The following is a 13620-nucleotide window of genomic DNA, read 5'->3' as shown; positions in this document are numbered from 1 at the left end:
TCAAACTACCCATTAGTCGGACCCATCCCCAAAAAGGTTTCAAAAAAAAAAAAAACGGCCTCGTGCTAAAAAAAGCACCCAAGCCGTTTCACTGTGACAAAGCCTTCTTGATATCCAGGATGGTCTGAAGGTGCATCCCTTCATGGAAAACCGTGCGGATGAAAACCTGCTCTACCGTCCTCATCCCCATTTCGGTCTGAGGAAACGCTTCTTCCATCCGGTGCCCCCACCGTTCCCTGATCATCCCGGGCTGCTCTTTCAGCTGGGTGGACAAAGTCTGGAGAGATGGCGTTTCCTGGGTGAAATTATGCGGAGAGGTTCCGTAGCCGAACCAGGTAGGATACGTTTCAGGCACTCCCTGCTTTTCCTTCGTCAGCGCCTCGATCCACTGATATTGATCGAGATAGATATGACCAAGGTTCCAGCGGATATTGTTACGGAAAGGCGGTGGAATCACATCTGCTTCTTCTGGAGTGACAGAGGCCGCCGCATGCAGGACTTCACTTCGATAGGTGCTCAGCTGGGTGAATAAGACTTCGTGACGATCATTCAATTCCGATCCCCTCCTCTAGAAAACATATCTCCTCTATCAGTTCGCCATTTCCTCCCATTTCCCTCTGCTTTCCACACAAAAAAACACCATCCCATGGATGATGTCTGTGGACGGTAGCCTCAAGCTTCTTCATCATCCACGCCTTTTTGTTCACTGGGAGAAAATTTACCAATCACCAATGAAACGACGACCATCAATACCACGACAAGTCCACCAGCAGCAATGATCAACCAAAGCCAACTATTCAATCGACGGTCCCTCCAGGTTTGCGTTTTATCCATTATATACCACCTGGTACAAAAGGGAAAGGGACGGTTCCAATGCATCCAAATGGTGCATCGGAACCGTCCCCATGTGTCATTTTTCGATTTTTCGGAGCCACGCTGTGAGAGCGACGGCGCCTGCTACCATGACGGCACCGATCCAAGGTGTGTGGATGAGGCCGATGCTGTCGACGATGAGTCCGCCGACGAAGGAGCCGATGGCGATCCCTACGTTGAATGCGGCGATATTAAGTGCAGATGCCACGTTGACGGCAGTAGGCACATATTTCTCTGCCAAGTTGACGACGAGTACCTGAAGGCCCGGTACGTTCATGAAAGCAAATAGACCCATAAGGAAGATGGCAATCAGACCAACCACTTTGAATGGTGCAGCAAACGTCAGGGCGAGGAGGATGATGGCCTGAAGGACAAACATCCAGAATAAAGCCTTGAGCGGATTTTCATCCGATGCTTTCCCGCCGACAACGTTCCCGATGGCGACAGCAATTCCGTAGACAAGAAGGATGATACTGACCCATTTGGCACTGAATCCTGTCACATCTTCCAGTAACGGAGTCAGGTAGGTGAACGCAACGAATGTTCCACCGTATCCAAGGGCCGTGATGGCAAATGCCAGCATGAGCTTACCGTTGGTCAGGATCTTCAATTGATCACTGAACTTGGCAGGTGGTGCTTCTTTAAGATTCTTCGGCACAAGGATCGAGCTTGCTACAATTCCGATGACACCAAGTGCGGCTACTCCCCAGAACGTCGCTCTCCAACCGAAGGCCTGTCCGATGAAGGTTCCAAGTGGTACCCCGGTGACCGTGGCGACGGTCAGACCCGTGAACATGAAGGCGATGGCACTGGCACGCTTATGTGCCGGAACAAGGTCTGCTGCGATCGTGGATCCGATCGAGAAGAAAATCCCATGGGAGAAGGCCGTGATGAACCGTGCCACAAGCAGAAGTCCAAAGCTCGTGGACAGGGCAGCGACGGAATTCCCTACAATGAAGAGAAGCATCAGGGACATGAGCAGGCTCTTCCTGCTCATCCTGCTGGTGAGGGCCGTCAGGACGGGCGCACCGATGGCGACTCCCAAGGCATATCCGGAAATCAGCAGACCTGCAAGGGTGATGGAGATCGACAGGTCATCTGCAATCGATGACAGCAAACCGACAGGGACGAATTCTGTCGTCCCGATTCCGAACGCACTGATAGCAAGGGCGAGTAGCGCCGGGGTGCCTCCTTTTGACTTGGAGGCGTTTTGATCTATAGAAGTAGAATGAGAACTCATAATGATTTTCCTCCTTAACAATTTTGATTCACCGGTGATGTCCCGGTAATCGTTAGTTTAAGGAGTATGCAACCAAAAAGGAAGTACGCACTTTAAAGTACGGTAGACACCTGGAGGTACCCATGCGCCGCTACTTGCTTCGTGGGCCGATCGGGTATAGAATGATATTATTCTACACATCATACAGGCATGTACATGTCAAAAAGATCCCATGAAGGAGTGACGGGAAATGAAGACATTCAATATACCGGTCGAAGCAGCACTTGAAGTCATCGGAGGCAAATGGAAGGTCGTGATCCTCTGCCACCTCATCGATCATGGCACCCTCCGCACGAGCGAACTGAAAAAGAGGATGCCGAATATCACCCAGAAGATGCTCACCCAGCAGCTTCGTGAGCTCGAATCCGACGGGGTCCTCGAGCGTATCGTGTACAATCAGGTTCCACCGAAGGTCGAGTACAAGCTGACCGACTACGGAACATCCCTTGCTCCTGCCCTTCAAATGCTCTGCTCGTGGGGCGAACAGCATATCGAGAAGGCGGTATCGGAAGGTGAGGACGTCATGGTCCTTTCCGGCGCTGAAGAATAAAGTAAAAAGGACGTCCATGCCAGGCATGGACGTCTATTTTTATGGGCGCATTTTCTTCAGATAAGGCTTCGGGTCCTTTTCTTTCCCTTTGCTGTTTATCGTTCTTTCTCCGTCAAAGAAGTAGTTGCTGTCATCCACGACACCTGACACAAAGTCCGCCTTCATGCGGTCGGGATCGGTTTTGATGGAGATATTTTTTGTGAAGATCCCCTGCTCCTCCGGTTTGAAATACGGGTTGATCCGGAAGATGAAGTTGTAGCGCTTATTATCGATGGCGATATTTTTGTGAACAATGATTTTGCCCGGATTGAAATTGTCCGTAAAGCCATCCATGTTATTATCGAATGCCAGGTTGTTCTTAACCATGTGAGCGACCGGGAGGCCTTCCCCGCCTACTTTGAATCCACTGCCCGAGGTACCATCTTGATTGTAGCCACTACTGAGCTTCCCATTGGAATATGAAATGTTCCCGTCAAGGGTAACCGGCTTGTTGGCACCTTCGTTCGTACGGTTGTAGAGATCCCAGCCGTCGTCGATATTATGGTGGGAAATATTATTCTTGAATACATTCCCTTCCCCTACACCGAGCTTCGCCGCAAAACCGTCGGCATTGATATCAGATGAATCACGATTATCATGGGATTCACTGTTCGAGATAAGATTGTGTTTCGGCCACAGTTCGGGATCCGATCCACTCCCCGAGATCTGGAATCCTGTATTCTGATTGTAGCTGAACGTCATATGATCGATCTTGTTATAGCTTCCGTTCAACCTCATTCCGTTTCCGGTGGACTTCGTCAGCTCGAAGCCTGTGATCTCCCAGTAGTCGGCATTCAAATTGAGGAGATTCCCTTTCTCGTTCTTTCCGTCGAATAGAACATCGGCGCCCTTATACGGAGCCAGGGTTTTCATTTTTTTCTTTTCCCCGCTGTATGTCCGGCCTATGGTCACGGGCTCTGTGTATACACCTTCCAGGAGGTAGATCGTCTCTCCCGGCTTAACGTATTTGATGGCGGTATCAAGGTCCAGGGGATCGTTCTTTTTACCGGAAGCAGACGCTTTCCCTTCTGGTGAAACGAACAGGCCTTTTCCACCCTTGAACAGCTTCATCGTGACGGTCCATTCCTCGGTCAGTACCACTCCATCATTCGTCTTCCATTCGACACGGAACGATGTCTTTTCATTTTTCAGCTTTGTTTTTTCATCGAATACTTGTTGAGCTTTCACCTTTTTATTCTTCACGATCTGTTTGCCATCCTGCCAAATGGAGATGCTCCCTTGTGTGTTTGACGTCGCTTTCAACGAATACTTCTTTGATCCCGACTCTTTCGCAGAAAGGATCGTCAGGGATGGCTCCGGCTGAAGGACAGGTTCATCCGGTGTCGGCACCGTATCCGCCTCACTCACCGACAAGCTTGCATTCTCCACGGTCATGGAGGCATTCCGTGAAGCATAGAATCCAACCTGCATGCGGTCGGGGTCCATCACCTGAACAAGGTCTGCCCCTTTTAGCTCCTGTTTGAACGTAGGAGATCCCGACAGATGGGTGAAGGTTGCAGACATGACAAAGCTTGTATCCGTCCGCTCAAGCTTCACGCGGACCGGTATATCCATCGGTACTGCCGGCGCTCCCGGAAGGACTTTGTTCACCCACTTGCTCCCTGTACTTCCCCACGGTTCTTCTACACCCGTCCGTGAGAGGGCGCTCATCCCGTCCCTCATCAAACCGACGGCAAACATATTGGATGCAGCGGTCACTTCTTCGAATCCTTCCACCATGGGGTCCTGCCTTGCCGCTCCATTCACGTCCCTCACCATAATACCGGCTCCCTCCTGGCCGCTCTGCTTTGCCCCTGTCTCCGGGCCAAGCTGATGGAAAGTCAAGTCGGCCTCCAAAACAAAATTATCCGTATTCGGATCCAAGGTAGTGTAATAGAAGGTCAGCCCATCATGCCCAGGAGCCAGTTTTCCCCCTCTGCTCTCCAAATAGATCTTCCCATCGATCGTACCCGGATGTTCTGGCTCTGCTGTATTCAGCCCGACTTTATCGGGCAGTACATTTGCAGAAAAATTCAGATCGGTCGATTGACCGAAGGTAACCGACTGCCACTCCGGTACATCATCTGCCACCGCCGATATGGGTAGTGCAACCCCCATCACTAAAACGGAAACCAAGAACAACAAGATCCCTTTCCCAACCTTTTTCACTCCATCCACTCCTTTGAATGTTTTACCGTCTGCTTATAACAACGTTGTTATTTTATAGTAAGCGCTTACAGGTTTGTAGTCAATAAGATGTTTGGACTGATTTTTTCAGGGAGGATCCACTAAAAAAGCAGCGAGAACCTATTTCCCGCTGCACTTCCTTATTCATTCATATAAAAATCCATGATCCCTTCGCAGAGATCATAGTGGACCGTTCCCTCCGTATTCATCAGGATAACGATGCCGAGTTGAAGGGCTGGCACCATCGTCATGAGGGACCGAACACCCATCTGCCCGCCTCCGTGCTCAATGATCGGCCGACCCTTATATTCGTCCGTAAACCACGCGAAACCATAGCTTCTTACTTCACTGCCGAATCGCCATTCTTCACTGACAAGATGGTGGGGCTTTTGCATGATGTTGACGGAATCTGGATTTAACAACGTTGTTCCTCCGTTGAGGTGCGCGGCCAGGTAGCACCCGAGCTCATTTGCAGTCGAATACAGGTAACCGATTGGTGCCGCGAGTTCGTTTTTGGGGAAAGGCGTTTCGGTTCTCTCTTCTCCCATGTAGTAACGTGCGCTATTCCCGGCTTCCTCTGCTCCTTTGTTTGTTGTCCTTTCCAATCCTAATGGACGGAAAACATGGGATTGCAAGTGAGATTCCCATTCCATCCCCGTCACCTTTTCAAAGAGATCGGCAAGGATCACATAGGCGTCCGTACAGTAAGCCCACTGTGAGCCTGGAGAGCCTATGAGTTCGACCTTTTCAAATCCCCTTGTGATGTCTTCACGGGTCTCGATCGCGGAAAGCTCCTCTTCTGTCAGACCATAATAATCCAGCGCTTCCTGAAATTCCGTCGGGGTATCCGAGAAGATCTCCCTCACATTCGGTGCAACCATATTGGCTATGCCCACTTCAGGGAAACCTGCCGTGTGCGACAGGATGTGCCGGACGGTGATGTGATTGCTCGCCGCCTGGTCCTTTGTCCTGAAATATGGGAGATACCTTACTACGGGATCATCAAGCTCGATGGACCCTGCTTCCACAAGCTGCATGATTGAGGTGGCCATGAAGTTCTTCGAGATGCTTTGGATGCTCATGAGTGTATCGGCATTCATTGGTTGATCACTGTCTCGGTCTGCCAACCCGAAACCCTCGGCGTACACTACCTCGCTCCCTTCTACGATGGCCACACTCGCACCAACGATATCGGCTGATTCAAGCCGCTTGGAAATCATCTGTGTCAGGTACTCTTTATCGTGTTGATTCATCATTTTACTCTCCTTTAACAGGTGCCACAAGCTCCACCTTGATACGGTCCGGGTCCTCGAAGAATACGGCATAGTATCCTTCCCCTCCCGCATATGGATGCCGATCGCGGTACAGGACGGGCACCCCTCTCTCTTCAAGTTTTGCTGTCACATCATCCACATGCTTCCTCGACTTTCCGTGGAAGGCCAAGTGGTTCAGTCCGGTGCGTGACCGATGATACGGGGCGTCCAGGAAGCGCTCCTCCGTCTGGACGAATACGATGTACGTTTCACCGAGTCGATAGCTCTTACCCTTTGCCCATTCCTGATAGGGTTCATAGCCGAGTTCCCCTAAGAACCACTCCCAGAATTCTGTGGATTTCTCTAAGTCTGATACGTTCAGCTCGATGTGATGGACCTGGCCGACCATCATCCCACCTCCAAGAATTCGATGAATGGCGGTTCTTCCAGGCTTTCGGTTTGTTCATGGACAGCACCTGCAAATTTCTCGTAGTCGATATCTAATTCCGGGTAGGTCATGAACAGGTTCCCACCCTTCTCGTATACCGCCACCATCGGGATCTTTTTCAAGCCGAATAAGCCGCCCTTTTTCCATTCGATTGTCAAGGTCTGGATGTCCTTCAGAAAGATGGATCGGTCCCCTTCCTGGGAGTGGACGACGAGGGAGTTCCCTTTAATCCATACGGTTCCTTCCTTTGTCTTTGCCTCATAGTGGATTTCAGATGCTTCCTTCTCCATCCGTTCCTTCCGCTCCTCCATGAATGCCGTTTTCCAGCCTTCCACATTCCTGCTTCCGAACGGTTCCTCAAGGATGGTGGAATCATCCCATTTGAATAGGGAATCCTCGCCTTCTTCCAGGCTGAACGCACCGACCCACGCTGGGTACACATGACCAGAGAGGTCACGGTAAGATGCTAGGTAGTACCGGACCGGCTCTTCGTAAGCGGTGAATGTATCGATATGATCCAAAATCGTGATTTCTTCCGCGTAGAGGCTCTCTTCACGGTCGAATAACAGATAGTAGAATAAGTGGGTCCGGGCCACATCGGATTGACGGGTATTCTTTACCGGGTTGTGATGTTCAATTCGATCGATGATCAGCCTCCAGTGGAATAATTCCGCGGACTCGATATGCGTGGCGCACCAGTGGACCTCTTCCTGAGCAACGGGGATACCCCTCTTGAGAGAAACGGTGACGGCAATCGTCTTGGCAATAGGGTCGTTCCATCCCTTTGCCTCCTCCAGATACAGCAACCATTCCTCCCCCCAGTAAACATCCATCAGCTTCAGGAAATTCTCCAGCTCCTCCCGTATATGGAGGTATGAGTCTTTCCATGAACAATGGACGTGCTTGGTTTTATAATCACGGTCATATTGAAGGTAGGCTGATTTCGCTTCTTCCCAATGACGGTGGATGAGGGGCTTGATGACTTCCGGCTTAAATTGATAGAATACTTTTTCCTCGTGAAGATTCGCCAGTATCCTGTAGAGATCTCGCCTGCAAGCTTTATCGTCCAAACGGGTATGGAAATAATTGATCAACGCTTTGGATACGACCCCGTTTTGTTCTAGGACGGCATGAGGAAACCACGCCTGATTGAGAGGGATCAGGATCTCGTACATTTCGATCAGGGCTCGCACAGCACCATCATGCTCGTGCATGCTCGTATGATAAAGGACACACTGCTTCCCCATCTCACTGAAATCGGCTATGTGATGGGTCAGATCGCGTGCCACCCTTTCTTCCATATAATCAACCACGAATTCAAGGAGGACCAAGCTCGGATCATCCCATTCTTCCCCCGTACGCTCAAAGGGACCCGCCGCGAGCTTGATCATATCCTTCAGAAGCGAGATGTCACACTCTCCGCCTTTGTTTTCCACCGTAATGTCCTTCAGCTTCATCAATCCATCATGGCGTACATCGGGATCCGCACTCTTGATCTCGGAAAGGGCATCTTTCACCTTCGATTCTAATTTTCCCATGGCTAGTTCCTCCGTCCTGTTTAATAGGTCCATTATAACGGATTTACGCTCCTTTTATTTTCTTTTTTTCATTTTTTCTCCATCTATTATTCAGTGTCCGGACACCTTTCCCTCCTCGAAAACATAGAGTAGTAGTAAATGTTTTACTAGAATACAAAGAAAAGAGTGATAGATGATATGGCTGATTCATGTAACCGCAATCCTGCAGCCCTCTGCTCGAGCGCCCAGGGCTCTAATACTGTAGCCGATGGAGTATCCTCTACGGCGCAAGGATATCAAACGAGAACCAATAATTCCTTTGCTCATTCAGAAGGAAGCAACACTACTGCCGGAAATGGTCGTTCGGGAGGGGGAGCCGCTTCACATGCGGAAGGTCACTTGGCCGTGACGGGTGCCGATACCGCCCATGCACAAGGATATGCCACCATTGCCAGTGGAGATGCCGCCCACGCACAAGGCTATCTTACCGCAGCAACCGGAGCGTCTTCTCACGCTCAAGGAGCGAGGACCCGGGCAGAGGGAATCAGTGCCCATGCAGAAGGGGAAGGAAACACCGCCTCAGGCCGGGCTTCTCATGCTGAAGGAGGCGCATTCGACCTTGCGAGGAATCTGGCTCCTACACGGGCATCCGGAGAAAGCTCTCACGCGGAGGGGATCGGGACCATTGCCAGCGGCTTCGGATCCCACGCACAAGGAGGGACAAATGATATCACGTTCAGTCCCGGTCCAAGGGCATTGAACAACTTTTCCCACGCCCAGGGATTATCCACCATTTCAAGCGGGATTGCTTCGCATGCTCAAGGGGCTTTAACCGACGCCAGGGGGGATCTTGCCCACGCGGAGGGGTACTTGAACGTCGCAAGCGGGATTGCTTCGCATGCCGAAGGGTTATCAACCGTTGCCGACGGGGATTACTCCCATTCAGAAGGATTGAATACAAGGACATCCACTTTCCCCGGCGCCCATATCATGGGAAGGAATGGGGATGCCATTGAGGCCCATTCCTGGTTCATTGCCAATGGACCCGATGAAGTCACAAGGGGTATCGGGGCCCAGTGGCTTGCCTCGACAGGAGACATGTCGGTTCAAGGTACCTTCATCCCGGGAGGGCAGGATTATGCAGAGCTATTCGAATCCATAAACGGTGAGGCAATCGACGTGGGGTATTTTGTCACCCTGGTGGACGATAAGATCCGCATTGCCACAGATCAGGATGATTACATCCTCGGGGTGACAAGTGCGACACCGGGTATCATCGGAAATGGTGAGAATCTCCGCTGGAAGGATCAGTTTATGAAGGATGAATGGGGCCGGGTAATAAAAGAAGAGGTCGTCATTCCCGCAAAGTATGACGCAAGCGGCATGCTGATCCAGCGTGAAGAAGTGCGGATGCAGCCCGTACTCAATCCCGACTGGGATCCAAGTCAAGCGTACGTGCCGAGGATCAAGCGGACGGAGTGGAGTGCCGTCGGTATGATCGGTATTCTCCGGGTGAGGGATGATGGTACAAGTCGGGTGAATGGATTCTGCAGACCGAATGGAGAAGGAATGGCCACTGATTCTGAACAGGGCTACAGGGTCATCAAGCGGACCGGCCCGAATCAGATCGTCATCATCTTGAAGTAATCGGCTATCACATTATTCAGAATATGTGGACAACCTGTTGAAAACTCGATTTATTTTCGATGATTTACGTTGATCATGTGCGACTGGCTGTTTATAACTGCAATGAAAAACCACTTGTCCACATTATCTGTGGATAAACTGTGAGCAACCGGTGGATAGCACGAATCATTGCTTCACTGGCTACCGATTCGTCCACAACGTGTGGAGAACTGACGTTAACGAACCAAACCGCGTAACGGTTTGGTTCGTTTCTATTCATGAATCGTTTTTGAGAGAGATGATTTTATGATTTCATTTATAATGATCATCAACCTGGCTGCCTTCACTGAAGTTCCACCTAAAGGATGACTATTATTCATACCTATGCTGGAGAAGGTATTTCCAGTAATTGTGCGATAATACACCTATCAATCAAGAAAGGCGGGGTTCAGTGAGGGGATATGGGACATTACTTGGAAATGCGTACTTCAGGAACTTTCTTATCGCTTCCACGGTTCTGAATATCGGCAGGAAACTGTCGTGGATTGCATTGGGGTGGTTTGTTTATCAAGTAACCGGTTCAACCGTTGCCGTCGGAATGGTGATATCGACGGCTACAGTTTCTCCATTATTATCGAGCATCCTGGTAGGGGGAATGTTAGATCATTTCGACAGGAGGACCGTTATGATATGGGAAAATGTCGTGAGAGGCGGATGTTTATCCCTCATCCCTCTTCTCTATTGGTTTGATGTCCTCGCCATCTGGATGATCATCGGGGTGGTTTTTGTGGATGGATGTCTCTCATCCTTCACGACCATAGGCACCGCCTCCATCCTTCCTGAATTTCTTCATAAAGAGGAGTTGGAAACGGGGAACGCGGTTTTTACGATGACCGGACAAATCGGATCGTTGATCGGACCCGCGCTGGGAGGATTCAGTACCGCTCTCGTGGGGGCACCGATGACGTTGATGGTCAATGTCCTATGCTTTTTGATGGCGGCCCTATTGTATTATAGGATTTCTCCAGAGGCCTATCATAGTCGTAAAATAGCGTCCGGGAAGGTGGGAAAAAATAAATGGCGTCGCTTCCTGAGGGAAACCAAAGAAGGATTCGCCTACATCTTTTCTTATAAGATCCTCATCGTCATTGCCTTGATCACATTTTTCTTTAACTTCACCTATGCCCCTTTAGAACCGATGCTTCCTGTCTTTGTCGATGAGATCGTCAAAGCAGGGCCGGGCACGTTGGGAACAATGTGGTCATTTTTTGCGGTAGGTTCCTTTGTCGGGGCGATTCTATGGGTCAGACTGGGAAGGCGATTCCCGTATTCCTATTCCCTTGGACTGGTCATCTTATTATGGGGACTCGTACCGATAAGCTTAAGTTTTTTCACACACATCATGATCATCTACTCCCTTATGTTTTTTGGCGGCATCGCTTATGCGCCTTACAACATTGTGTCACCGACCCTCCGCCAGCAGCTTGTACCCAATGCAATGAGGGGCCGGGTATTCGGGGTGTATGGATTGATTGCAGGGCTAGGATTTCCGATCGGGGTGTATGCTGGCGGCCTCCTGGCTGAACTGGTCGGTGTAACCCAGACGATTTTATTCAGTGGCGTACTCACCATGATACTCGGCCTTGTTGTGGCCGTTCATCCCATTTTACGTTTCAAGGATGTCAAGACCCTTGACGTGTCCCAGCCTGAACCTTACAGGTAAAAGTCATTCAACGAACAAAACCCAGAACCATACAGGCTCTGGGTTTCACTATGTTTGATCATTCATTCAAGGGGAGGGTGAATCCGGCAACCGTGCCGACATTCTTCTCGCTTCTTACATAAAGCTGACCTCCATGAAGTTCGATGATCTGCTTGCTGATGGCAAGACCAAGACCGACTCCCTCCGATTTTTCATTTTCTTTATAGAAGAGGGTCAGCACCTGTTGGAGATGTTTCTTCTCGATCCCGACACCTTCATCCTCCACTTCGAACACGAGGTTGCCGTGATCACGGTGATAGCGGATTGTGATGGTCGAACCCGGAGCTGAATATTTGATCGCATTATCAAGGAGATTCAAGATGACCTGGCGGATCCGGTGCTCGTCCGCCTCGGGTTTGATCGGCTCACCATTCTTCAATACGATGTACATCTCCCGCGCCAGCCGCTTTTTATCGAGCTGAAGGACCACTTCCTGAACGAGACGATGGAACGGGAAAGGGTGCGGTGAGATCTCAAAGGTTCCTTTTGCATAGCGTGAAAAGTCCAGCAGCTCCTCCACCATGGCTATCAAGCGGTCCGTTTCATTTGTGATGATGTTGAGCCCTGTCTTCATCTCTTCTTCATCTTTCATATCCCCCGTCAAAAGGGTTTCTCCCCATCCTTTAATCGAGGTGAGGGGGGTCCTGAGCTCATGGGAGACAGAGGAGATGAATTCATTCTTCAGCTTCTCCGTTTTCAGAAGCTCCTGCCCCATATCATTGAAGGATTGACTCAAAGTATGGAACTCATCTTTATACGTACCCGTCATTCTTGCCTCGAGGTCACCCTTTGCAAGCTTCTGAGAAGCTCTCGTCAGCTCCACGACGGGATCGGTGATCATGCGCGAGAAGAAGGTACTGATCACGAACACCATGAGGAGGATGCTGAGTCCGATGCCGATCAGGGTCGCGAGGATCGTCTTGAAGTTATCATCCAACGGTTCCAGGGATGATACGAAACGGAGGAGGGCCACCGTCTTCCCGTCAGACTCGAGGGGGACCGAGACGGCCAGCACATGCTCGTCCGTCTCGGGGTTCGTCCCCATCCACGTTCCTTCCCCTTTCCTGAAAGCATCCTGAATATCAGGGAAGTCGAGCCTTTCATGACTGATGAATCCTTCAGAGGAAGACAGCATCTTCCCGTCCGTGCTGATGACCTGGGTTTCTGCCTGGGGAAGGGAAAAGTTTGTCTGGATATCCTGCACCTGATCCCTGATTGTATACGGGGAAAGATCCATGTATCTCTTTGAGAACTGAGCTGAATTTTCAGCGTGATTCTTCAGGATCTCTGCCGTCCCGCTGTAGTAATAGTGGTAGATCCCCGATATGAGGATGCCGAGGAACAGGAGGATCGACAGCGTGATGATGCTCAGGTTCTGGATCAGCAGCCGTTTTTTAATCCCCATTTTCGCCATCCTCATTCCAGCGGTATCCGAAGCCCCAGACCGTCAGGAGGAAGCGGGGATTGGACGGGTTCTCCTCGATCTTCTGACGGATCCTGCGGATGTTCACGTCCACGATCTTCGGGTCACCCATATAGTTGACGCCCCACACCTTATCGAGAAGGTCATTCCGGCTCACAGCCTGGCCGTTTTTCTTAAGAATACCGGTGACCAGTTCATATTCCACGGGAGAAAGGTCGATTTCCTTCCCCTTGACGTAGAAAAGCCGCTTCTTCTCATCAAGGAACCAGTCAGGCACGGCCTTGGGGGCGGGAGCGGGCCTGAGTCTCCTGAAGAGGGACTCGATCCTCGCAATCAGTTCATTCGGGCTGAAGGGTTTTGACACATAGTCATCGGCCCCGTTCATCAGCCCGTGGACTTTATCCATCTCCTGGACCTTGGCCGTCAGCATGATGATGCCAACAGCCGGGTTCCACTTGCGGATCTCCCCGCACGCTTCAAACCCGTCCATCCCCGGGAGCATGACGTCCAAGAGAAGGATATCCGCACCGTGTGCCTTCAGGAGTTCGATTCCTTCTTCTGCACTTCCTGCCTCGAGTACCTCATAGCCATATCGTTTAAGATTGATTTTGATGAATCCTCTGATTGATTCTTCATCTTCAATGATCATGATCCGTTTCATGT

General features: G+C 50.5%; 13 protein-coding genes. 3 read left to right on the top strand and 10 right to left on the bottom strand.

Translation table 11 applies throughout. The features are described from left to right. Positions 1–88 precede the first annotated feature (88 nt). The 4 genes from AF331_RS09305 to AF331_RS09300 all read right to left on the bottom strand — a co-directional run bounded on the left by AF331_RS09305 (position 89) and on the right by AF331_RS09300 (position 2113). Positions 89–553, bottom strand: a complete 465-nt coding sequence (locus tag AF331_RS09305; protein ID WP_053427887.1) for a DinB family protein — start codon at positions 551–553, stop codon at positions 89–91. Then, positions 546–686 (bottom strand): hypothetical protein, encoded by a 141-nt coding sequence (locus AF331_RS22360; protein ID WP_160316507.1) that lies wholly within the window; start codon positions 684–686, stop codon positions 546–548. Before AF331_RS22360 ends, AF331_RS09305 begins: the two co-directional genes overlap by 8 nt. After that, positions 673–834, bottom strand: coding sequence for a hypothetical protein (locus AF331_RS22355; protein WP_160316506.1), 162 nt, complete (start codon positions 832–834; stop codon positions 673–675). The genes AF331_RS22360 and AF331_RS22355 overlap by 14 nt, the downstream gene beginning before the upstream one ends. Positions 835–910: 76 nt before the next feature. Further along, the gene (locus AF331_RS09300; RefSeq protein WP_053427886.1) at positions 911–2113 is read right to left on the bottom strand and encodes an MFS transporter; all 1203 of its coding nucleotides are present in this window, start codon (positions 2111–2113) and stop codon (positions 911–913) included. A 229-nt stretch (positions 2114–2342) separates the two neighbouring features. Between AF331_RS09300 and AF331_RS09295 the strand changes: the two genes are divergently transcribed. Then, the gene (locus AF331_RS09295) at positions 2343–2702 is read left to right on the top strand and encodes a winged helix-turn-helix transcriptional regulator (protein WP_048007311.1); all 360 of its coding nucleotides are present in this window, start codon (positions 2343–2345) and stop codon (positions 2700–2702) included. A 39-nt stretch (positions 2703–2741) separates the two neighbouring features. Here the strand turns inward: AF331_RS09295 and AF331_RS09290 are convergent, their stop codons facing one another. The 4 genes from AF331_RS09290 to AF331_RS09275 form a co-directional block, all read right to left on the bottom strand. After that, positions 2742–4910 carry a right-handed parallel beta-helix repeat-containing protein gene (locus tag AF331_RS09290; RefSeq protein ID WP_053427885.1) on the bottom strand — a complete coding sequence of 723 codons (2169 nt, stop codon included), beginning with the start codon at positions 4908–4910 and terminating at the stop codon, positions 2742–2744. Between the two features lie 158 nt (positions 4911–5068). Continuing rightward, complete coding sequence (locus AF331_RS09285; protein ID WP_160316505.1) at positions 5069–6181, bottom strand: serine hydrolase domain-containing protein; 1113 nt, start codon at positions 6179–6181, stop codon at positions 5069–5071. Positions 6182–6185: 4 nt separating this feature from the next. Next, positions 6186–6593 (bottom strand): VOC family protein, encoded by a 408-nt coding sequence (locus AF331_RS09280; protein WP_053427883.1) that lies wholly within the window; start codon positions 6591–6593, stop codon positions 6186–6188. After that, the gene (locus tag AF331_RS09275; protein WP_053427882.1) at positions 6590–8167 is read right to left on the bottom strand and encodes a hypothetical protein; all 1578 of its coding nucleotides are present in this window, start codon (positions 8165–8167) and stop codon (positions 6590–6592) included. Before AF331_RS09275 ends, AF331_RS09280 begins: the two co-directional genes overlap by 4 nt. Positions 8168–8344: 177 nt before the next feature. Between AF331_RS09275 and AF331_RS09270 the strand changes: the two genes are divergently transcribed. Together AF331_RS09270 and AF331_RS09265 are read left to right on the top strand one after the other, a co-directional pair. Next, on the top strand, positions 8345–9793 hold the full coding sequence (locus tag AF331_RS09270; RefSeq protein ID WP_082346918.1) for a peptidase G2 autoproteolytic cleavage domain-containing protein: 1449 nt from the start codon (positions 8345–8347) through the stop codon (positions 9791–9793). 430 nt (positions 9794–10223) lie between these two features. Then, complete coding sequence (locus AF331_RS09265) at positions 10224–11495, top strand: MFS transporter (protein ID WP_160316504.1); 1272 nt, start codon at positions 10224–10226, stop codon at positions 11493–11495. Positions 11496–11553: 58 nt separating this feature from the next. Here the strand turns inward: AF331_RS09265 and AF331_RS09260 are convergent, their stop codons facing one another. Both AF331_RS09260 and AF331_RS09255 read right to left on the bottom strand, forming a co-directional pair. Then, positions 11554–12939 (bottom strand): HAMP domain-containing sensor histidine kinase, encoded by a 1386-nt coding sequence (locus AF331_RS09260; protein WP_053427879.1) that lies wholly within the window; start codon positions 12937–12939, stop codon positions 11554–11556. After that, the gene (locus tag AF331_RS09255) at positions 12929–13618 is read right to left on the bottom strand and encodes a response regulator transcription factor (protein ID WP_053427878.1); all 690 of its coding nucleotides are present in this window, start codon (positions 13616–13618) and stop codon (positions 12929–12931) included. The genes AF331_RS09260 and AF331_RS09255 overlap by 11 nt, the downstream gene beginning before the upstream one ends. Positions 13619–13620: the final 2 nt, after the last annotated feature.

The sequence above is a fragment of the Rossellomorea marisflavi genome (assembly GCF_001274775.1).
GTDB lineage: Bacteria > Bacillota > Bacilli > Bacillales > Bacillaceae_B > Rossellomorea > Rossellomorea marisflavi.
Note: the sequence above shows the minus strand (reverse complement) of the source record. Positions and strands in the feature narration are given on the sequence as shown.